The sequence below is a fragment of the Emergencia timonensis genome (assembly GCF_900086585.1).
Taxonomy (GTDB): domain Bacteria; phylum Bacillota; class Clostridia; order Peptostreptococcales; family Anaerovoracaceae; genus Senimuribacter; species Senimuribacter timonensis.
Map to the genome: position 1 here is coordinate 1,843,774 of NZ_FLKM01000009.1, position 22,776 is coordinate 1,866,549.

Consider the following 22,776-nt stretch of genomic DNA (forward strand, 5'->3'; position numbering starts at 1 on the left):
TCTGTAATAACACCTATACTCTTACTTACAGAATAGCAGATATCAGTCTATGATCGGCAGCAGAAAACGGCCAAAACAGGAATAAATTGAATCAATAAATTCAATTTATTCAACATCGCTGAGCAGCGTCGCTGCGTTCATTAGATTGTCCAACTGTTCCAGAATCAGCTGTCTTTCAGAGACGACAACGTCCTGACGATCATTCCAAATCTCATCATAGAAGATATTAAACACTTCCCGCAGCTGGCTGTCACGTACTAAAAGAATATTCTTATCATAGTAGTCGTTTTCCAGCCTTAAATAGTTGACCGTATCTGAAAGGAACATACAGGGATTGGTAATATATCTGAAGTCGTCACTAAATCCGCCGCTGACCATCTTAACGTGCAAGTCCCGATGATCTAAAAACAGATTTTTTAAGTGTTCTAATTGTTTTTTTCGTTCCTTAGCATCTAAAACGATTTTTTTGTTGAAGAAGTCCAACTCACCGGACAGCATAAAGTTGGTGAGAGCTGAGTTGTAAATCATGATGAAAACGTCTTCCCGCTCAAAGATATTTTGTGCAATCAGATAAGCTCTTTCCGCTTCTCTTCGAGCCAGCTCTTCCTCTGGGAATTCACTTTTCAGCAGTTGGTCGAATAAATCTTTTGTGATAAACAGCTCCATCATATGTCCCACCAGCCATCTGTTATTTTGTTCTAAGAGCAGCTGCATATATTCACGCGTTTCAAGCATTGATCGCAGCGTAAGGCTGCTGAAAAGATTCTGATCTGGATTTTCATGGGCGATAATGTTGTCATAAATGCTGTGTCCGACTTCTTTATCCCTGCTGGATACGGTGCACAGAAACTGACCGCTGTCTGTCAACAGGCTGATTCCGGCATAATGCTTCATGATGGAAAACAGCAGTTTTCCTTTTGCCGCTTTACTCTGTGACAAGGTAAAATTTAGAAGAGAGTAATTGGTCAGCATGTGTACAAACAAAATCACATCATAAACAGAATGGCCATCCAGTTGTCCTATATCGAGAATAAAATGAAGGTGGATATCAGGTCTCTCCTTCTGCACTCTGAATCGATTATTTTCAATTCCCGCTAAAAGCAGCTTTGACATGTGGTCCATTGAAAACAAATCAGCTAATATGGCAATTTCCATCGGTTTGCTTGTATCTATGCCCCTTGCATAATCCTGCAGCAGCGGATATTGGCCTTCGGGTCTGATTACAACAGATGCGTTGTTGACATACTTTGCATAATCAAAATCTCCGACAGTCTCGTGATAGGCACCGAGAAGCTCTTTCTTCAAAGCATCCTGCAGCTGTTCATCATCGCTGGCATTATATTCTCTCTTGATTTCGGCAATGAAATCTTTGCTGCCATGATTGACAACCAAACCGCACACCACGTTTACAATGGATTCAATATTTTTTTTGGAGGGAACTGCTTTTCCAGAAATCCATTTACTGATATAGGAAACATCGTATTTTAGGCTTTGCGCCAAAGTAAAATTCTTGATGTCTGCTGACACTAAAAGTTGACCCAATCTGTTTCCGAAACGATTATTGTTCATGATTATCACTACCTAACTTCTTCCAGGCTGTCTCCTGTAAAAAATCACGCAGAAAATGAACGCCTGCTTCGATATCTTCTGCCCTGGTAAATTCTTTTTCATTGTGGCTGATTCCCCGGACGCTGGGAACAAAGATCATATTTGTCGGAAAGGCCTGCGCCAGGACTTGAGAATCGTGACCAGCCCCGCTGGTGATTTTCATGTAATTATAGTTGCCCTTTTGTGCAAGCAGATCCATGATTGTCACACCTTCTTCGTCCAGTGCAACCGGCGGTTCATCGCAAGGTACTGCGACAGAAATTTCAATGTCCCCTTCCAGTTCCTTCTTTAATGTCTCTATCATCGCCGCCGCTTCTTGTATCAGCTCCGCTTTTGGCGAGCGGATATCAAAGGTGAGCATGACTTCATCAGCAATGACATTGGTGTTACCCGGTTTTATGTTCAGCTTGCCCACGGTGCAGACAAGATCGTATTGATGACCCATCGCCCATTGATTCAGCCTATAAATAAACTCCGCTGCTGCCGGCATCGGATCCTTTCTCATATACATTGGTGTCGTTCCCGCGTGATTCTGATGGCCCTTAAAATATACTTCTCCGCAGAAGAGGCCTACGATTGCTGTAACGATACCGATTTGCTTCTGTTCTCGTTCTAAAACGCCGCCCTGCTCGATATGCAGCTCCACAAAACGCTCCAGGTCAGTTCTTTTATCAGCAAGAGCCTCCTTTAGATAACCAGAGCGCTTCATTGCCTCACCCAGGGTGATTGCATCATCGTCCAAATCTGCAAGCTCCCTTTCACTGAATTCACCGCACAAATATCTGCTGCCCAAGTAACTGGTAGGAAAACGGCTGCTTTCTTCTTCACAGAAAGCCACAACTTCCACGGTTTTTTCTGGCTTCCCCAGTTCTTCAGTTAAAGAAGCCGCCGCCTCTATGGCAGTGAGAACACCCAGCATGCCGTCATATTTACCGCCTCTTCTGACAGTGTCCCTATGAGACCCTGTCATCACTACTTCTGGACGATTGCCAGTAATACGGCCAAAGAGATTTCCCACTGCATCAGAATAGACTTCCATACCCTTAGACTCCATGTATTTTTTCAAGAGGGCGACTGCATTATCGTCCTCTCTCGTGTAAGTTCCTCTCCAGTACTCTCCGTCTTCTTTCACGGCAGTCTCAGCTATCGCTTCTACCGCCTCTGTTATCCACTTTGCCTGCTTATCCATTTGTACCTCCATATATATTAATTATACATTAAACTCTTCATCATCTTCCAGGAACACAACTCGATCCTGCAATGCACCTAATCTGATTTTTTCCGGATTTTCCGTGTGAATCGGGATGATCTTTTTCGCAGAGACCGTGTTAGCCGCTGCCCAAATCGCCTCTTCTGAAGCATGACCAGACGTATGCAGTTTTATAATATAACGGAAACCGCTAGTCAATTTTTCAATCGCCTGATGGTGTCTGCTCAAATATCCTTCGGACATAGCATAAATAATTAAAGTTTGCTCATTATGTTTTTCTCTGTACGGTTTCATGATTTCCGAAAAATCTTTTTCATTGCGCACTGCCATACAGAATCCGTCCTTTACTCCCTCCATCTCTTCAAAGTACACCCTGGTTCTATCAAAGCGGTAGAAGTCAGTCAGGGCAGCCCCGTATTCTGCCGCTGTTTCAAGTAAAGACATCTGATAGGCATCGCAGAGAAAGAGATTCTTTCTTTCCGACGCTTTATGAAATGCTGCCAGTCTGTCGATGTCAGTCGCTCCACACATGACAAAAACGTATGGATATCGCTCCATCAAAGTCTCCGCAGCTTCTGCCAAAAGGTATTCGCTGGTCACCACAGGGTTTGTATAGGATAAATTTGTCCCCTCCGTTATCATGACGTCGACTAACCCACGGAGCTTAGCAAGCCTTGGAATTACCATCTCACCCTTGACACCGTGGGTTCTGAAGTCTCCCGTATGGAGTACTTGTTTGCCATCGGCTTCAATGAGCAGCATATATGCGTCAAAAGCAGAATGATCTGTCAGAATCGGTGTTATTTTGATATCACCGATGGAAAAGGATTTACCATCTTCGTATTCACGAATCTGTTCAATTCGTGCAACGGAATCACTGTTTTTATGCGCTTGTGAAAGCAAAAATATTTTCTTTGCCGCTTTCCCCATATACATGGGGATTCCCTTAATCGCCTTGTCTAAAAGCCCGGTATGGTCACCATGATAATGTGTGAATAAGATACCGTCACAGTTCCGGTGTCCGATATAGGTCACGCCCTCTATTACCAAATTCTCCTTCGGCATTTTGCCGTTTCTATAGGGCAGTACAGTTCCAAAATCTATAATAATCCTCGTTTTTTCTGTCGTTATTTCAGTAATACAGCCTCCAATCTGATGAGTGCCGCGATAAATTTTAATCTTCAATTGCAAATACCTCCATACAACATTTTAGTCGGATATTTGCCAATTTATGACTCAATAAATCAGTTCTTTCTGACCTCTGACAATACAGCATACAGCGATTGCGGCACGATGGGTTTCGTCAAGTGGTAATCCATTCCCGCTGCAGTTGATTTTTCTCTGTCCTCGCTGTAGGCATTGGCTGTCATTGCAATGATAGGCACCTTTTCAGCGTCTTCTCTCTCTAGCTGCCTGATTGCTGCTGCAGCTTGCAGTCCGTCCATTCTCGGCATTCTGATATCCATCAATATCGCCTCATATTGATTTCTTTCAGATTGCTGAAAAAACGCTACTCCTTCTGCGCCATCCTTGGCATGATCTACAGCACAGCCCTGTTTTTCCAAAATTTTAATGGCAATTTCAGCGTTGAGCGGATGGTCTTCAACGAGCAAAATGCGCATGCCCTTGATACTTGTCATCTTTCCGCGGTTGACATCCTGTTTCAATCTAAATTCATCAATTCTCTCAAAATCAAGATAGACAGTAAACTCCGTGCCCAACCCTTTTTTGCTCTTCACCTCAATTTTGCCCTTCATCATCTTGACCAGGCTCTTAACGATGGTCATACCGAGGCCAGAACCCTCATAAATCGGCATCACTTCAGCGTTTTCCTGCTCAAAAGGTTCATACAGCTTATCTATAAATGCAGCGCTCATGCCGATACCGTTATCTTTTACGACAATTCTGCACTTTGAAATACTGCCTTTGCGGGCGTAACAATTACAGTTTAATTCAACTCTGCCCTTTACTGGCGTAAACTTCACCGCATTGGAAAGGAGATTGCTGAAAATCTGATGAATACGCATGCTGTCCGTATGGATATAACAGTCCTCAATTTCCTCTGTATCGACAATAAAGTCTATTTCTTTCTGCCGCGCCAGCACGCGTATAGGCTCCACGATTTGATTCAATAAGTCGCGCGAAAAGATAGTCTGCGGTTTTAAGGTTAATCCATTCTGCTCAATTCGGCTGACATCGAGAGTGTCGTTGATCAGACCCAGCAAATACTGTCCAGAATCGTTAATTTTTTTTAGATAATCTATTGCGTCGGCCATGCTTTCCGTTTCTAATCCAAGGTTGGAAAGTCCGAGAATTGCATTCATCGGCGTTCGCAAATCATGACTGATTCTGGAAAGAAATTCTGATTTCGCTTGATTCGCCTTTTCGGCATCTTCAAGCGCCAGTTCCAACAATTCCTGCTTGCGTTTTTCCTTTTTTACCACATCTTCTATATCAGCTCTTGTCAGCAGGACCATACCTGTACGTTGGTCGAGGTACATGAATCGCATCTGTTTTAAGCGGCTGTTTCCAAATCCATCCTCCATATGAAGCTCGATAGAAAAGGGCTGCTGCTCTTCCAATTTTTCCATCAGGCGACGAGGTGTCATGAGATCGTAAATGACGTCTCGTTCTGCTTCTGCAACAGTGCTGCAGAAAACTGGCAGCGCCTTTGAATAAACTCCCGTTGGCGCAAGGTCTGGTGTCGCGCTTTTTCCGGCCATAATAGAATAGCTGTCATTTTTTAAATAGATACAGGTGATTTCATCATATTCAAAGTGCATGATAGATTCTAAAATCATCTTCATCGTCATCTCACTTGAGATATCTGTATTGTAGAAAAAAGCGATGACATCTGAAGAGTTGAAACTCGTTACTAAACTTACATCAGTCTTAATCCACACGTAGTCCCCTGATTTTAGAACTGCAGCATATACTTCAGTCACATGATTGCGTCCGTCCGTGTAAGCCCGCATCAGACTCTGGGGTGACAACCTCTCATTGGCTTCATCTGACATGTAGTTTTCGGCTAAAAATGCCTTGGTCCTTTCCTTAAAATCCAACGCATCTTTGTAGTCTTCATTCAAAGCCAAGCCCAAGCCGCTGCGCATATCTTCCACCCGTTTCTGTGAGAGATTAATCCTGCAGCAAGATAAAATAAGATCTCCCATTCGTTCTACATAGGACAGTTCTTCTTCATATTTCCTCTTCTCAAGGTTTTCAAGTGTCGCATCATGACTGGCGCCGTAAGCTCTGACTGGCTGGCCGTTTTCATCAAATTCTACTGAATAGGTGATGTGTTCACACCACCAACTGTCATTTCGATCATCTCTCACCCAGAAGGTTCCTTCCGCTTTCGGTTCGCCCCGGATAACCTTTTCATACATTTGCTGAAAAGCCTTCACATCGTTTTCATATACGTAACCCTGTGCAATCAGCGATTCTGGCACATTATCGATGCGCTCGGAAAATCCGTGTTTTGCCATGGAGGTCGGGGATTGAATGATACAACGTTCCTTTATATCATATTCCCATACACTCATATCAGCGCCTTCAATTGCTATAGCCTGCTTCCTTTCACTTTCCTGCAGTTTTCGTTCCTTCTCTATAAGATCCGTAATATTATGGAATACACATTGGATCAAAGGACAGCCATCCTCTTCTCCAATTTTTTTACCCTGCATATGTACCCAAACGATACTTCCGTCACGGTGTTGCTTTCTGAAATTGATGTCTACGGCGGTATCTTCCTCCAACGCTTGTCTGACCCTGTTTACTACCATCTCTGTATCTTCGTGATATGTCAGGCTGGCAGCATCCTGCTTCATCAGTTCGTTGTATTCTTCAACGGTATAGCCGCTTAATGCTGGAACTCCATTGGAAAAATATACGGTTTCAAAGATATCTGATACTTTATAAATCGCCACTCCTCCCGCAATGGCGTTGATGATATTCTCCAGCTGCAGATTTGACAGCTGCAGTTTCTCCTCCATATCGTGCTCTTTTGAAATATCTGTATAAACGGCGATTAGGATATCCCGCTCACTGTCAATATCGGCTTTTGTGCCGACCTCGTGCATCCAGCTATACTGCCCGTCTTTTTTCCGCATTCTGTAGGTCACCGTGTAGTCATTCTTTTGCTGCAGCTGCATTGCTATGGAATCGGCAACCATACGTCTGTCTTGAGGATGGATGGCATTGCTAAGCTTTCCCTGGACAGCCTTCGATAGCTCTTTTTCCGTTTGAAAGCCTAAATGGGCCAGCATCATATCGTTAATAAAATAAATAGGGAATCCTTCCTCGAAATAGCAGCCGATGACGCCGCCTGCAATGGAGTTGTTAAAGAAATCCCTGATTGCTTTGTTTTCATATTCCTGGGTAAGAGAATAGGTCGCGCCCTTCTCCATACTGTCTGCCGGGTCAGAAACGGACATATGCAAATGCTTCAGCAGTGCCTTCTGTTTTTCTGTCACCGCAGTGGCTGAGATGCGATATATGATATCTTCCTCATCTCTCGACAAAACAAACCGCAAGTCTACAGTGCTGACGCCCCGCCCCAGTTTTTTCTCTCGTTCTTCCAGGTAATGAATATCAAAACAATCTGCGGAAGGAAGAATATAATCTTTCATATAGTTTTCTGCACAGCGAATGCCGTCGATACATCCCGTTGCTCCAATCCAAAAAACATCGTCTGCAAGATAGCTGCCTGCCTTTTTTAAATCGCGTTCTCTGTATATACTGTGCAAAAACGCCTTTAGGAGCGTTGTTGCTGAAAAGATTTCCATTCTGATTCCTCCGCTTCGTTTCCTGGTTCTCCCGGTCTAGTGCTACCGCTTTATTTTACTATATTCTGCTGCGGTGAGCAATGTATTCCTTTCTCCGGCAAAAAAAATCTCCTCTCCTCTTGACTTTTTTCGGAAAAGTGTTAAATTATATTATAGATTTAGCACTCGTTATTATTGAGTGCTAACAACGATTGTAAATTAAAATCGATATATACGGAGGCGAGATTATGGCAAAGAAACAATTTAAAGCAGAATCGAAGAGGTTATTAGACCTGATGATCAATTCCATCTACACCCACAAGGAGATATTTTTGAGAGAACTGATCAGCAACGCCAGCGACGCGCTGGATAAGCTGTACTACCAGAGTCTGCAATCAGGTGACACCGGAATCAAACGTTCTGATTTCCAGATCAACGTGGCGGCAGATAAGGACGCCCGGATTCTGACCATCAGCGATAACGGCATTGGCATGTCCAAGGAGGATCTGGAAGCAAACCTGGGCACTATCGCAAAGAGCGGCAGCCTGGCCTTTAAAGAGGAGCATTCAGATGAGGGCAAGGACAACAAAGAGAAGAAAGCTATCGACATCATCGGCCAGTTCGGCGTCGGATTCTACTCCGCCTTCATGGTTGCAGACGAAGTGGTCGTTACCTCAAAGGCCTATGGCAGCGAGCAAAGCTACAGATGGCAGTCTAAGGGAGCAGACGGCTATACAGTAGAAGAGGCAGAAAAAACCGGTCACGGCACGGAAATCGTCCTGCACATCAAAGAAGATACGGAAGGTGAAAATTACAGCAAATTCTTAGAGGAATACACCATCCGCAATCTTATCAAGCGCTATTCTGACTACATCAGATATCCGATTCAGATGATGGTGGAAAAACACCGTCCAAAAGAAGACGCAGAACCGGAAGAAGGAAAAGCCCCGGAGATGGAAACCTACATGGAACTGGAAACCCTCAATACCATGGAACCAATCTGGAAGCGTCAGAAGAGCAAGGTGAAACCGGAGGACTACAACGAATACTACAAGGGCAAGTTCGGCGACTACGAAGATCCTGTCAAGGTGATCAGAACCAGTGTGGAAGGCGTGTCCAGCTACACTGCCCTGCTCTTCATCCCCGGCCACACGCCGTATGACTATTACACCAAAGATTATGAAAAAGGCCTGCAGCTCTATTCTTCCGGCGTCATGATCATGGAAAAGTGCAAGGAACTGCTGCCGGACTACTTCAACTTTGTCAAAGGCCTCGTCGATTCCCAGGATCTGTCTCTGAACATCTCCCGCGAGACGCTGCAGCACGACAGACAGCTGAAGAATATCGCCAAGAACCTGGAGAAGAAGATCAAAAAGGAACTTCTCGACTTCCTCAAAGAAGATCGTGAAGGGTACGAAAAGTTCTTTGACAACTTCGGCAGACAGATCAAATACGGACTGTATGACGACTTCGGTATGCACAAGGAGGTGCTGGCTGATCTGGTCCTCTTCTACTCTTCCATGGAAAAGAAGCGGATCACCTTTGACGAATATATCGCCAAGATGGGCGAAGATCAGAAATACATCTACTATGCAGCCGGCGAGTCCATAGAAAAGATCGACATGCTGCCGCAGACCGAGTTCATCAAAGACAAAGGCTATGAGATTCTCTACCTGACCGACGAAATCGACGAATTCGTCCTGCAGATGATGCGCGACTACAAAGAAAAAGAATTTAAATCGGTATCGGCGGAAGACCTGGCAGAAGAAGGCTCCAGCGAACAGCAGGAGACCATCAAGAAAGCGGAAGAAGAGAACAAAGACCTCCTCGCATTTATCAAGGACTCCCTGGGAGATCAGGTGACGGAAGTAAAACTCTCCCCTCGCCTCAAAAATTCTCCGGTCTGCCTGACCACCAAGGGCGGCATTTCCCTGGAAATGGAAAAAGTTCTGAACGCCATGCCGATGGACCAGCAAGTCAAAGCAGAGCGGATTTTAGAAATCAATCCGGACCACGAAGTCATGAAGACGCTGCAGGAGGCTTATGCTGCCGGTGAAGACGGCAAAGAAAAGGTGAAGACCTACGCGAGCCTGCTCTACAATCAGTCCCTGCTCATCTGCGGACTGACCGTAGACGACCCTGTCAAATTCAGTGAGGATATCTGCAAACTGATCGTAAAATAAACCTGCAAAAACACAATCGCAAAGAATCCGTATATACGGTTCTTTGCGATTTTTTCATTTATTATTGATTAGATAAACAGATTGACATTGGCTTTTTCCGCATCGCCCAGATAGCTGGCGACGCCGGCCAGTTCCACACCGTCGATCAGTTCCTCCGGTCTGATTCCCATGACATCCATGCTCATGGTGCAGGCCACCAGCTTGACGCCGTTTTGTTTCGCCTGTTCCATCAGTTCTTCTAAAGAAGACACATTCTTTTTCTTCATGACGCTCTTCATCATCTTTGTTCCCATGCCCAGCATGTTCATATTGGAAAGCTTCAGCTTGCCTGTTCCCCTCGGCATCATTCGGCCGAACATCTTCTCCACAAAGGATTTCTTCACCTTGACGTAGGTGGATTTTCGCAGGGCGTTGAGTCCCCAGAAGGTAAAGAACATGGTCACGGGACGACCCATGGCGACGGCGCCGTTGGCGATGATAAAGGATGCCAGCACCTTATCCAGATCGCCGTCAAAGACGATCATGGTCTTTCCCTGTGGCAGTTCTGCGGCGGTCTGGCAGGACTGCTCAGTTGTCACCTGACTGCCCTTTCTGATGGTAACAATGTTCTCTTTCCCCTTGCGCTCTCTGCCTTCGAAGGTGTTTCCCGTCCGTTCACACCAGCTCTCCACGTCCTTTGCAAAGCCCATGTCAGTGGCGGAAACTTTGATGCATTCCCCCTCTTCCATGGCGTTTAACGCCTCGTTGACCTTCATAATCGGTCCCGGACACTGCAGTCCGCAGCAATCCAAAATCTTGATTTCTTTCTCAGGCACTTCCCTCACCTCTACTTCCGTCTGGTCCAATTCCTTATCAAATTCCTTTTGTTCTGGTTTACTATAATATGTTTTATAGAATCCCGCTCCTCCCGCAAGCACTCTGACGTCGTCAAAGCCGCTCTGCATCAGCATTCTCGCCTCATTATAGGATCTGACGCCGATGGCGCAGTAGGTGACGATGGTCTTGCCTTTTGGAAGTTCTTCCATCCTGTCTCTCAACTGTCCGAGAGGGATGTGAAGCGACCCCGGCATCTGCCAGACGGAGCGTTCCACATCTTCCGATACGTCCAGGACCACCATTTTGTCAGAAATCTCTTCCGGCATGACAAATTGAACCAGACCTTTGAGGATATTGTCGGCTACGAATCCCGCCATGTTGACCGGATCCTTTGCCGAGGAATAAGGCGGCGCGTAAGCAAGCTCCAGCTTTGCCAGATCTTTGACTGTTCCGCCTACTCTCATGACCGTCGCAATGGTGTCAATTCGTTTGTCGACACCATCCTGGCCGACGATCTGAGCGCCAAAGATTTTTCCATCGAGACCGAAGATCAGTTTGAGTGTCATTGGAATCGCCATCGGATAATAACCGGCGTGAGACTTCTGATTGATGAGCGCCACCTCGTAGTCTCTGCCTTTTGCAAGACCCATACCTTTTAGCGTCTTCTCATTGATACCTGTCGCTGCCGCTGTCAGGTCGAAGACCTGTGCCACGGAAGTGCCCAGGGAGCCGTCGTATTCCTCCATCTCTCGGCCCAGCCTGCAGATATTATTGGCGGCGATTCTGCCCTGTTTGTTGGCAGGACCTGCCAGAGGGATCATGACATCTTTGCCTGTCACCAGGTTTTCTACCTCGATGACGTCACCCACAGCCCAGATGTGCGGATCAGAGGTCCTCAGCGTCTTGTCGGTTTTGATGCCGCCCTTCTCGTTGAGAGAAAGACCCACCTCCTTTGCCAGTTGGCTGTTCGGTCTGACGCCGATAGAAAGGAGAACCATATCCGCAGCGATGGTTCTTCCGCTTGCCAGGTTAATCAGAATCCGCTCCCCTTTTCTCTCAAAAGAGCTGACCCCGTCGCCGAGACAAAGTTCTACGCCGTTCATATCTATGTTTTCGTGGAGCATCTGCGCCATTTCAAAGTCTATGGGCGCCATAACCTGATTCTGGGCCTCGACGATGGAGACGTGAATTCCCCGCTTGTGGAGATTTTCCGCCATTTCCAGACCGATAAAGCCGCCACCGATGACCGCCGCCGTCCTCGGATGCTCTGTATCGACCAAATTCCGAATTTGATCCGTGTCATCCACATTCCACAGCGTATAGATTCCTTCACTGTCGATGCCGGGAATCGGCGGTTTCAGAGGGGAAGAGCCGGTGGCGATGATCAGATCATCATAACCCTCCTTATACAGTCTACCGCCTTCGTCCCTGACTTCGACGGTCTGTTCCTCTCTGTTGATTTTCACCACTTCATTTTCTACTCTTACATCTATGTTAAACTTGGACCGCATCGCCTGGGGCGTCTGCACCAACAGCGACTCTCTGCTTTTGATCACGTCGCCGATATAATACGGCAGGCCGCAGTTGGCATAAGAGATATATTTTCCTCTTTCCAACATGACGATTTCCATGTTTTCATCTAATCTGCGAAGTCTCGCTGCCGCGGTAGCGCCTCCGGCTACACCTCCGATAATGACTGTCTTGCTCATGATACATCCTCCTCGTTATCAATGTAAGTTCATTCTACCTGTTTTTGCTGCGAAGTTCTGTAACAAAGTCACAATCACATAAATTTCCACATTTCGGGGTATAACTAAGCACTAGATCATCATTATCATTTGGAGGTAAACTATGTTAAAGAATAAAGTGGCCGTGATTACAGGCGGCACCAGGGGCATCGGCTATCAGACAGCAAAGACGTTTCTGAAAAACGGTGCAAAGGTTTTTATCTTTGGGACAAGAAAGGAAACTGTAGAGAAAGCACTGGAACAACTGAAAAAGGAGATTCCAAACTCAAATGCCGAGGGGATGCACCCCGACATTACAAATTTTGACCAGGTGCATAAAGCGATCAAAGAAGTGAAAGAGAAGGCAGGCAAAATTGACATTTTGATCAACAATGCAGGCATTTCGTCAAAGGATTCTTTCTATGAATATACGCCAGAGTCCTTCGAAAAGATCATGAACCTCAACGTGAAGGCGGTGTTCAACTGTGCCAAAGCGGCCGCACCCATCATGAAAACCCAGGGAGGCGGCGTCATCCTTTCTACCAGTTCTATGGTCAGCCTCTACGGACAGGCTGCCGGCGTCGGATATCCGACGTCAAAGTTTGCCGTCAACGGCCTGACAAAGTCTCTTGCCAGGGAACTCGGCAAAGATAACATCCGCGTCAATGCCGTAGCGCCGGGCATCATCGAAACCGACATGTTCAAATCCCTGCCAGAAGAGCTGCGGAAAAGCGTTACAGAAGGCATTCCACTAAAACGTCTGGGCGAGCCGCAGGATATTGCCAACGCCTTTCTCTTCCTCGCCAGCGACCTGGCCACTTATGTGAACGGAGAAATCCTCTCCGTCGATGGCGCTGCCATGGTGTAGGAGATTTCCCTAAGATGGAAAAAGTACACTGCATCTCATTTGAGAAGCAATGTACTTTTTATTTATAAGTAATTTGATAGGATTGTTAAATTCTAAACCCTCTTTATTGATTCTGCATCTTTACTTATGATTCTTTGATGATATGTTGTTCTGCCCGATAACCTGGAAATTATATGACTTTTTTGCCGTAATAAGATATAGCGACTTCATCGTATTGGGGATAAGCCCTATACTTATATCCTCAAATCCTGCCGTGTTTAAATATCCGCTTACTCTTTTTTTATCTGTAAAGGTGCCGCCATCTAATTTCTGCATTAACAATCCAAGAATACGATTGCTCATCCAATCTTCAAGTAACGGATCACCGATGATAATTCTGCCGCCTTTTTTAAGAACTCGATAGATTTCGCTGATCCCTTTGTTTTTTTCTTTCCAGTGATGTAACGACAGTACGGTAATAACCAAGTCAAACGATTCTGAAACAAAGGGCAGTTGTTCAGCACTTCCTTTCAAAAATGTTATATTGCCAGGCGAAAACGACTTGGGAATAGAAATATCAATAGCAGTAATGTCGCTACGCGGAAATGTCGCAGAAACCTCTTGCGTAAATACCCCATTTCCGCAGCCGACATCTAAAATAGTTTGCGGAATTGTCGATGAACAACTAATTTCATTTAAAACTGCATGATGTATCGCTCTCAATTTCTTCACCTCAATCTCTATTTCTGAATATCCCAAAGATCCGACAACTTCATATTTTTCATAGTACCCTAAACTGAATTTTATCTGCTCAACTCTAAAAAATATTCTCGGTTATCAAAATGACGAACTCCATCAACATGGGAAACTATACCATCTCTTTCATAAACGAAGCCAAGCTTTTCAAGCACCTTTGCAGAAGCAAGGTTTTCCTTTGCATGACTGCCAGCAATTCGTTTTATACCCAAATTGGCGGCTGCAAAACTGAGTATTGCCTGCATCGCTTCGGTGGTATATCCGTGATTCCAATGCGTTCTCATGATGTTATATCCGATTTGAAAATGTTGCCATCGTTCTTCCCAAATTAACCCACCAGAACCAAAAAGCTGCTCTGTTTCTTTCAATACAAATCCCCAAATGTAATTGTCATTTGGTAGAATATTTCCTATATCATCCTGTTTCCACTCAATTTCTTTCAGCCATTCAATTGTATCATCAATCGAATGGTGAGGAAGCCAACTTACATATTCTGCTACTTCCGCATCGCCCGTCCACCCATAATAAGCGATATCCGCATCTTCAAGTGTAAGCGGACGGAGAAACAAACGTTCTGTTTCTATAATATTTATCATCTCGGCACCCCTACAAATTCGAATTTGAATCGCAATTACATGTCAACGATTTTTCTAACGGTGTTCGCAGTTCTTATGGTCAGCTTGTCGCTGATCGCTGCACTTGCCGTCTTAGACCACCAATTCGTTTTTTGATACTCTTTTCGATGAAAAGACCAGAATATCGTTTCTTTGTAATCTTTTATCTTTTCCAATCCTTCCTTGGGCTCACCGATTTCATCAAATACATCAGAGAACACAGCCGGCGGCATCATAAAAATCAGATTATCATAGATTTCTTGATTGTCATCTCCCCACCAGTCCGGGGCATTGAGCAGTATATCTCTCAGTCTTTCCTGAGGGATAACAAATACAGGAATTTCAAAACCAAACTGTTCGTTTATCATTGTTTCAATCTGTTTTTTCAGCTTTTCTACGTCCTCTTTATCACTGGAAAAAATCACATTGCCGCTGTTCAGATATGTTTTAACCTCTTCAAAACCGAGTTCTTCGAATCCCTTTTTTAACTCCGCCATTGGAATTTTATTCTTTCCGCCTACATTGATCCCTCTTAACAATGCAACATATCTTTTCATATCCACAAACACCTCTTTCGACTTCTGAACGCTATTTTTTTCTTTTATGTCCGTAATATATTGCAACGGCGGCACACAGGTTCGCCGCACCTATTGCTATCCACAAAGCAAAGTTCATCCGAACACCCCTCATTCCGTAAACAGTTTTATTTCGGAAAACATCTTGTGCAGCTTATGCTCATCAAAAGGCAGATACTCTGCCACGGTAAAGCCGACCACGTCGGATTCCTCTGTGATAACCTTCAGTACCCCGGCTGCACTTTCCATCGTCATCTTCCCGCCGCCGGAACCATCGCCTGTCAGCTCTGGGTTGGCAAAGTAAGTCGAATGAAAGAAATGCTCATCTAAGACATCGATATCAAAATGAACTAATATGTGATCAAAACGGTCCATGAACGATCTGATTTCCTCCTCGGGCACAGATGCATTGTCCTGCACTTTGTAGTCTACGCCCATGTCTCTTAAAAAGTTCTCCTGATAGTCATGCAGCGGCTGCAGGCCTACATACATGATTTCATTCGGTTCAAAGCTTTTGTTCTTCATCTGCTCGCGAAGCTGTGACGCTCCATGTCCCAAAAGGGAGCCCAGCACCATGGCGTGAGCGTTGGGATAGCCGTCTTCTGTGGTGGACACGTCAGGATGGGCGTCGATCCAGACGATCCCTATATTTTCGTACACACCGTGGAGATAATCAAAAGGCGCAAGGGACACTAAACAATTTCCGCCGATGGTGATGATCTTGTCTGGCTTTTCTTTTTCTATTTTCACCTGGGCATCTGTGATTCCTGCAAGAACCTCATCCTCCGCAAAAATGCCGTTGCTGACGGTTTTCTCTTCACCGTCCGGAGGTGCAATTGACACCTGAATCAGAGGCTGGTTTTGATTTTCCGGCAAAATATACCGCAGCAGATTTGCTCCAAAGTAATAGGTTTCCAGTCCTCCGCTGACATGGTCCGGATACAATAATCTGATGGTTTTCATTTTCGATTCCTCCTGTTTCAATACAGATAAAAGGTTTATTCCATGCGCTCAGCATATAAATCAAAATTAACATGCCACTTGCCGTCATCTTTTACGACCACATCCTGCCAATGAAAACGCTTGTCCTCGATTTTGGCAAAGACCCATTTTCTTCTATCGTCCTCCGTATTCGTAAGGACGATTCTGTCACCCTGCTTTCTTGCCTCAAACCGCATGATTTTTCCGGTAAAGCAATATGCCACATCCCAGCCTCGTGTGTCAGGGTTAAAAACGCGCAGTGTTGTTCCATATTCAAAACCGGGCAGGACGATCACATCCTGTATCGCCATCCCTTCCAGCACCCATGAAAAATGCCATTCGCCTTTTCGCACAACGGAAGTGGTGTTGTCGATATAGTCGATTTTCCAGCTCCCGATCAGTTTCCCGAAAAAGTTGCATTCTTCGGGCAGTTCTTTATTCTTTCTTTCGCTTGTCAATGCTTCGATAAAGTTCTTCTTAGATGCATTCCTCCTCATATACAAAAGCGGATATGGATTTCCCTGTTCATCCTTTTCCGTTCTTTTATACACTTCAAACCCCATGTGTTCATAAAAGCCTTTTGCCAGGGGATTTTGTTCGTTCACCGCTAAATCGTCGATGGAATATTGCTCTATGCCGTATGTGAGAAGCGCTCTGCCTAAGCCTCTGCCCCTCTCCTCGTCAGATAGGAACAGCATCTCCAGGTGCTGTTCTGCAATCCCCATAAAGCCCACAGGGACTTGGTCATCATTTTCTATGATAATCAAGTGAGGGATTTCACTTAGCGCCTGCGGCACATATTTTTTGATATCCTCGATTTCAGCCTCTGACAAAAACAAATGTGTCGCCTTGACTGCGCTTTCCCACACACTTAACAGTTGTTCAATCAATGATGAATTTCTGTCCTTTACTTCAATTATCTTCATTTTCAATCCTCCATATCTTTTTCACCAGGCCGGTTTTCTCCATGGCTTCAGCCTCATAAAGGGCATCGTCTGCGATTTTAAACAGCCGTTCCAGACGCTCATCAATCCCTATACCATATTCAGTTGTTCGCTTATATCACGTCCACTGTACATTATCATTACGATACGCACAATTTGTTCTTCCGTGTAAGGAATATATAAAGCAACATAGTTATCTATCGGGAAAATACGTATACCTCTGCTATACCACGGCTCTTTTTCATAACGACGATATCTTTCCGGCAGTTCATTAAGGGAATGAATTGCTGTCCACAAACGATTCACTTGTTTCTCTGCATTTTTAGAAGAACCTAAGTCAAGTGCAATATAGAGAAAAATATTTCTTAAATCTCTGTCCGCCCTTTCTGTCAATTCAATCTGAAATTTCATATTTTAAAATCCTTACGCATTTCGGCAACAGCCTGCTCTAAGGGTTTCGTGCGTCCTGCCAAAATATCCGCATATCCCTTTTCAATTTCTTCATTTAGTTCTTCCTCTGTAAGTGCAGCCATATTAAGCGGCATTTCATAAGGAAGTCTGACCTCAAAGGGCAGTCCTTTTTTCAATACAATCTGTTTAAAAAACATATCAATCGCATTAGAAGTCGGAATACCAAGAGCAGCCAAAATTGCTTCCGCCTGTTCTTTTAAGTCCGGATCAATCCTTGCGTATACGCTTGCTGATTTTGCCATATAAATAACTCCTTTCACCAAAACACTTTTCTTCTTTCTGTGTTCATTATACTATTTTGTATTGATATAAGCAATACAATCTTTCGTGTATAATATTTTCACACATCTAATACCCATGAAAACAAAGCACCCTGCGTTCCCACAAGGTGCTTTCGCTCCATTATATGAATAATCCTCTTATTTATCTATTTTCTTTACCAGGCCGTTCTTCCCCATGGCTTTGGCCTCATAAAGGGCGTCGTCTGCAATTTTAAACAGCCGCTCCAGACTCTCATTCTTCTTTTTTGCGATGACTGCGCCCATGCTGCAGGATATCTTAAAGTTCTCTTCGTCTAAGGTCAAACTCTCAAGCAGCTTTAAAATCTCCTCGCATTTTCGCTCAATGATTTCATCGTCAAAGACGTTCTTCATCAGGACCACAAACTCATCGCCGCCAAAGCGGCCCACGATATCGTTGCCTCTAAAGGCCTCGTGCAAGATTTCTCCCACTTGATTTAACAAGCGGTCACCAACCTGGTGTCCGTACTTGTCGTTAACCTTCTTAAAATTATCCAAGTCGATAATCAGCAGCGCACAATGTGTGTTGTCAATCCTGGTCAGCAGATAGCGGCCGATTTGCGTCAGTGCAGTGGATTTGTTCAGCACCCCTGTTAAAGAATCCGTCATGGATAAACGCCTGTACGTCAGCTTATCGTAATTATCTTTACATCTCAATCTGAGAATGATGGCAGTCACCAGCATGCCAAAAGAGAGACCTGCTAACGAATAGAAAATATCTGCGGAAATAAGTACAGAATCTTTCACCATAAAAAGTGCAATGATGTATTCCACCTCTACGAGTATCATCGTCAAATAGATTCGAAAAAGGCTCAATACGAACGCTGCCGGCGTCACTACAAACAAAAGCGGAATAAAGGAGCTCAAAGTTTCCGGTTCGTAGAATACGTCGATTTTGATGATACATGTTGCAATCAGCAGCATATATACCATACAGATGTTTGCCACCATTTTGTCGTTTTTGTAGTGTATCGATTTCAGCTTTGTCGCTAAAAATATAAAGCCCACATTGATAATCGCCACTTGGAAGTGCTCCTGCTTCAGCACCCACGTCGGCAAGAGAATTTTGGCAAAAATCAATAATGTAATCTCTATGACAATGGTAAAAATGCAGATCCATATCAGTAACTGTAAATTTGTATTTGAAATTTCCTCCTTTGCAGTTGAAAAATATTTCCTCCTGATTTCCTTATTTTCTCTCAACACACATAACATTTTATTCATACCCAATTTGTAACGATCAGATCCTTTCTATCTCTTTTTCCTTTCCAAGAGACAGATGCACTCTGTATGTTTTGTTCCCGGAAAGTTGTCAAAGCATTTGACATATCTGACTGCGTAGCCTTCGTAAATGAATTGCTGCAGATTGATAGCCAAGGTCTTGGGGTTACAGGAAATATAGATGATCTGATCCACGCCGTAGCTGACAATCTTGTCTACTGCCTTGGTATTCATACCAACCCGCGGTGGGTCAACCACGATTACATCAGGTTTTTCTTCTCGTTCTTTCAGCACTTCAAAGACGTCGCCAGCGATGAAATTGCAATTTTCCAGACCATTCAGCCTCGCATTTTCTTTCGCGGCCTCTACGGCCTCTTCCACAAGCTCGATGCCCAGTACCTCTTTTGCCTTTAAGGCAAGCACTTGGCTGATGGTTCCTGTACCGCAATACAGGTCGAAGACGGATTTGCCTGCAAAGTCTTCGACCAGCGCTAAAGCTTCACTGTAGAGTCGTTCTACTGCCTCGACGTTGGTCTGAAAAAACGAAAATGCACTGACCTTAAACTGCAGGCCCAATATATTTTCCATGTAATAATCTTTTCCCCAAAGAATTTTCAGCTCTTCACAGGTCACTTTGTCGGCGATATTGTCATTCAAAGTTCTCAGAATTCCTCCGATATTATTCGTAAGTGGCAATTCTAACAACCCATTCACGTAAGCTTCTTCATCAAAACCTTCCTCACTTGAGGTAACGATGTTGACTAAAAGCTCACCGGTTCTGATTCCTTTTCTGACAATCAGATGCCGCAAAAGGCCTGTATGAGATTTCTTATGATAATGTTTATAACCCATCTCAACTGCAAAGTCTAGGGAAAACCGTAGGATTTTGTTGAAGTCCTCATCGACCAACTGGCAGTGGTCTACCGTGACAATTGACATGAAATTTTTCTTCTTATGCATACCCAGGCAAATCGGCCCATCCTTTACAAAATCGCCAAATGTATACTCCATCTTATTCCTGTATCTGTATCGATGTTCCTCAGAACAGCCCTCGATTCCATCAAAAATATCAGGATGAATGTCCTTTTCTGCAAAAATATTTTTTACTTCAGCCTCTTTGACAGCCAGTTGTTCTTCGTAAGGTACCCCTTGATAAATGCACCCTCCGCAAAATTCGTCGTGCTGACAGATATTAAAATTTTCCATACTTATCGTAAAACTCCTTTTTGAATTCTAAAAATCGATCTTCTTCTATTGCGGTTCTGATATTTTCCATCATCTTCAGCAGAAAATGGAGATTGTGATTGGACAGCAGCATAGCAGACAACATCTCGTCAGCTTTGAAGAGATGACGCAAATATGCTTTTGAATAATTCTTACAGGTATAGCAGTCGCATTCTGCATCCAGTGGTGCAAAGTCTTTTTCAAATTTGGCATTTTTGATGTTCACACGTCCATGACTGGTCATAGCCAGACCGTGGCGGGCAATTCTAGTCGGCAGGACACAGTCGAACATGTCGACTCCCCGTTCGACTCCTTCGAAGAGATAGTCCGGGCTGCCGACGCCCATCAGATATCTGGCTTTATCCGCAGGCAAATAATCGACGCAATCGTCAAGTACCTCTAACATCAGGTCCTTCGGCTCACCTACAGATAGGCCGCCGATGGCGTAACCTGGTAAATCCAGTTCGACGATTTCTTCTGCGCTCTGTCTGCGCAGATCCTTATACATACCGCCCTGCATGATGCCGAAAAGGGACTGCCGTTCAACATCCTTATGTGCGGCTTTACATCGTGCCAGCCATCTGGTCGTGCGTTCCAGAGAATCTTTGACATATTTTCTGTCTGCTGGATATGGTGCGCACTCGTCAAAGGCCATCATGATATCTGACCCCAGAGCGTTCTGTATTTCTATCGCCTTTTCTGGTGTCAGCATATGCCTCGATCCGTCGATATGGCTTTGAAACTTTACGCCCTCTTCTGTAATCTTACGCAGCTTCCCGAGAGAAAAAACCTGAAATCCGCCGCTGTCAGTGAGAATCGCCTTGTCCCAATTCATGAACTTGTGAAGACCTCCCGCTTCCCTAATCAGCTCATGTCCCGGTCGTAAATATAAATGGTAGGTATTTGACAGGATAATATTAGCCCCCATCTCCGCAACCTGTTCCGGCCGCATGGCCTTTACTGTAGCCTGGGTGCCCACCGGCATAAATACCGGCGTCTGGATATCGCCGTGGGGGGTGTGAACGATACCCCTGCGAGCCTTCGTCCTGCTATCGGTTTTCAGCAGCTCATAAGTAACCGCATGTTTCATAAAATAACCTCTCTATTCAAAATATTATTTTTGCAATAATTAACGGTACGTCATCTTAACTTTGACGTACCGTATATCTGTCATAAATTATACAATTTTGAGTCTCTAAAGTCAATATACGCCCCGATGCTTTTCCAGCAAACCTTCATATTCCTGTTGCAGACCGTAATACGTATGCAGAATAGGGCTGCAGTTTGTCGCAACTTCTGCTAAAATCTCATCAAAGTGTTCTTCTAAAATGGAGACAATTTCTCTGTTGATTTTTCCCGTCTCTGCCTGCTCTTGTAAGATGGATAAGGTCTTATCTTTTGAATAGGCTTCCTTGTAGCTGCGCGTACCTAACAGTGCGCTGACGATATCGGCGATTGCCACCACCTGCTCCTCCATGGACAGTTCTTTTTCTGTAAGTCCTCTCGGATAGCCGCTGCCGTCCAGTTTTTCATGATGACGAACAGCAATCTTTGTGATATCTGGAGCAATGGTGCCGCCCAGTATGTCTTCTGTAATACTGACATGGGAGCGCATGATTTTCATCGCCTGGGGGCTTAGTTTTCCCGGAAACTCTAAAATCTCAACCGGGATACCGATTTTCCCTAAGTCGTGGAGCAATGCCCCATAATAAATGCGCTGCACCTGGTCGTCAGACATGCCTATGATACGAGCTGTATTGGTACTGATACTGGTCGTCGTAATAGTATGGGTTACCGTATGCTGGCTGCGAAAATCAATCGCATAAATCATCATTTTCAAGTAATCTTCGCACTCTTGGCTGCTTAAATTTACCTGCGGCAGTATCGATTTTGGGGCATATTCTTTATTCAGATTCTCGAGGATAGGGTCGTGCCGCTGTGTCTCTAAAAACAGTTCTACGATTTCTTCCCGAAAACGTCTGCCCCGATTCCTTATCAGATAACTGTCAAGGGCCTCTTCGTCCGGTTGATAGAGCCAGAACATATCCACTCTGTCAGCTATATTTATAATCTGAGAAACTGTGGCAATTTTCTCTTCCACACCTTTCAGGCTTATCGCCGAAACGTGATGATAGAGAATGGCCTGCGCCCAATCCTTTAGTGGAGAAAAATGATAGAGAAACAGATATCCGTAAATGGAATGCTCCCAGATGTCCTGTGTCTCAAACTTTGCCATTTCGTTGATTTCTTCTGTCTTATAGGCTCCTACGTCGTGGAGCAGTGCAAGAAAGCAAATATCCTGCTTCTCTTTCTCTGTGAAAGTCCCATCTATATCCAGCATCCGTGAAACCAGATAAGCCACTCTTTTTCCATGGTCCACCAATCGGGGATCCACATGATTTAAGGTTCTCTGAATCAGTCCGCTTATATTATTGCTGTTTACCACTGAAGCCATCTTACTTTTTGCCCTCGCTATCTACAATTTAGACATATTTTATCATGCTAATTACAGTAAGTAAACAAAAACCTGCTCAAAG

At 44.5% G+C, this 22,776-nt stretch carries 18 protein-coding genes; 2 read left to right on the plus strand and 16 right to left on the minus strand.

Annotation, left to right across the window (positions count from 1 at the left end; all coding sequences use genetic code 11):
• Positions 1 to 105: 105 nt before the first annotated feature.
• The 4 genes from BN6539_RS19620 to BN6539_RS19635 are packed head-to-tail and all read right to left on the minus strand — an operon-like array spanning position 106 to position 7,602.
• On the minus strand, positions 106 to 1,569 hold the full coding sequence (locus BN6539_RS19620; RefSeq protein WP_067542211.1) for a helix-turn-helix domain-containing protein: 1,464 nt from the start codon (positions 1,567 to 1,569) through the stop codon (positions 106 to 108).
• Positions 1,559 to 2,797 (minus strand): M20 family metallo-hydrolase, encoded by a 1,239-nt coding sequence (locus tag BN6539_RS19625; RefSeq protein WP_067542214.1) that lies wholly within the window; start codon positions 2,795 to 2,797, stop codon positions 1,559 to 1,561. Before BN6539_RS19625 ends, BN6539_RS19620 begins: the two co-directional genes overlap by 11 nt.
• 21 nt (positions 2,798 to 2,818) lie before the next feature.
• A complete protein-coding gene (locus BN6539_RS19630) occupies positions 2,819 to 4,003 on the minus strand; it encodes an MBL fold metallo-hydrolase (RefSeq protein WP_067542217.1) in 1,185 nt (394 codons plus the stop codon).
• 59 nt (positions 4,004 to 4,062) lie between these two features.
• Positions 4,063 to 7,602, minus strand: a complete 3,540-nt coding sequence (locus BN6539_RS19635; RefSeq protein WP_067542220.1) for a PAS domain-containing hybrid sensor histidine kinase/response regulator — start codon at positions 7,600 to 7,602, stop codon at positions 4,063 to 4,065.
• A gap of 227 nt (positions 7,603 to 7,829) precedes the next feature.
• Between BN6539_RS19635 and htpG the strand changes: the two genes are divergently transcribed.
• Positions 7,830 to 9,764 carry a molecular chaperone HtpG gene (htpG, locus tag BN6539_RS19640; protein WP_067542223.1) on the plus strand — a complete coding sequence of 645 codons (1,935 nt, stop codon included), beginning with the start codon at positions 7,830 to 7,832 and terminating at the stop codon, positions 9,762 to 9,764.
• A gap of 68 nt (positions 9,765 to 9,832) precedes the next feature.
• Here htpG and BN6539_RS19645 read toward each other — a convergent pair whose 3' ends face one another.
• Entirely contained in the window at positions 9,833 to 12,289 is a 2,457-nt protein-coding gene (locus BN6539_RS19645) for an FAD-dependent oxidoreductase (RefSeq protein ID WP_067542226.1), read from the minus strand.
• Positions 12,290 to 12,431: 142 nt separating this feature from the next.
• On the opposite strand from BN6539_RS19645, the gene BN6539_RS19650 reads away from it, so the two are divergent.
• Positions 12,432 to 13,175, plus strand: coding sequence for an SDR family NAD(P)-dependent oxidoreductase (locus BN6539_RS19650; RefSeq protein ID WP_067542229.1), 744 nt, complete (start codon positions 12,432 to 12,434; stop codon positions 13,173 to 13,175).
• 120 nt (positions 13,176 to 13,295) lie between these two features.
• Here BN6539_RS19650 and BN6539_RS19655 read toward each other — a convergent pair whose 3' ends face one another.
• From BN6539_RS19655 to BN6539_RS19710, 11 genes are all read right to left on the minus strand, one after another.
• Entirely contained in the window at positions 13,296 to 13,886 is a 591-nt protein-coding gene (locus tag BN6539_RS19655) for a class I SAM-dependent methyltransferase (protein ID WP_182435518.1), read from the minus strand.
• A 71-nt stretch (positions 13,887 to 13,957) separates the two neighbouring features.
• On the minus strand, positions 13,958 to 14,506 hold the full coding sequence (locus BN6539_RS19660; protein WP_067542235.1) for a GNAT family N-acetyltransferase: 549 nt from the start codon (positions 14,504 to 14,506) through the stop codon (positions 13,958 to 13,960).
• Between the two features lie 35 nt (positions 14,507 to 14,541).
• Positions 14,542 to 15,081 (minus strand): DUF1697 domain-containing protein, encoded by a 540-nt coding sequence (locus BN6539_RS19665; protein WP_067542238.1) that lies wholly within the window; start codon positions 15,079 to 15,081, stop codon positions 14,542 to 14,544.
• Between the two features lie 129 nt (positions 15,082 to 15,210).
• The gene (locus BN6539_RS19670) at positions 15,211 to 16,062 is read right to left on the minus strand and encodes an arginase family protein (protein WP_082907634.1); all 852 of its coding nucleotides are present in this window, start codon (positions 16,060 to 16,062) and stop codon (positions 15,211 to 15,213) included.
• 35 nt (positions 16,063 to 16,097) lie between these two features.
• On the minus strand, positions 16,098 to 17,006 hold the full coding sequence (locus tag BN6539_RS23255; protein ID WP_330385112.1) for a GNAT family N-acetyltransferase: 909 nt from the start codon (positions 17,004 to 17,006) through the stop codon (positions 16,098 to 16,100).
• Between the two features lie 108 nt (positions 17,007 to 17,114).
• A complete protein-coding gene (locus BN6539_RS19685) occupies positions 17,115 to 17,435 on the minus strand; it encodes a type II toxin-antitoxin system RelE/ParE family toxin (protein WP_067542241.1) in 321 nt (106 codons plus the stop codon).
• Positions 17,432 to 17,737, minus strand: a complete 306-nt coding sequence (locus BN6539_RS19690) for a type II toxin-antitoxin system RelB/DinJ family antitoxin (RefSeq protein WP_067542244.1) — start codon at positions 17,735 to 17,737, stop codon at positions 17,432 to 17,434. The genes BN6539_RS19685 and BN6539_RS19690 overlap by 4 nt, the downstream gene beginning before the upstream one ends.
• Positions 17,738 to 17,914: 177 nt before the next feature.
• Positions 17,915 to 19,018: a GGDEF domain-containing protein gene (locus BN6539_RS19695; protein WP_067542248.1), complete on the minus strand. Its 1,104-nt coding sequence runs from the start codon at positions 19,016 to 19,018 to the stop codon at positions 17,915 to 17,917.
• Between the two features lie 27 nt (positions 19,019 to 19,045).
• On the minus strand, positions 19,046 to 20,221 hold the full coding sequence (gene rlmD, locus BN6539_RS19700) for a 23S rRNA (uracil(1939)-C(5))-methyltransferase RlmD (RefSeq protein WP_067542251.1): 1,176 nt from the start codon (positions 20,219 to 20,221) through the stop codon (positions 19,046 to 19,048).
• Positions 20,208 to 21,329, minus strand: a complete 1,122-nt coding sequence (tgt, locus tag BN6539_RS19705) for a tRNA guanosine(34) transglycosylase Tgt (RefSeq protein ID WP_067542254.1) — start codon at positions 21,327 to 21,329, stop codon at positions 20,208 to 20,210. The genes rlmD and tgt overlap by 14 nt, the downstream gene beginning before the upstream one ends.
• A 111-nt stretch (positions 21,330 to 21,440) precedes the next feature.
• The gene (locus BN6539_RS19710) at positions 21,441 to 22,694 is read right to left on the minus strand and encodes an HD-GYP domain-containing protein (protein ID WP_067542255.1); all 1,254 of its coding nucleotides are present in this window, start codon (positions 22,692 to 22,694) and stop codon (positions 21,441 to 21,443) included.
• Between the last annotated feature and the right edge of the window lie 82 nt (positions 22,695 to 22,776).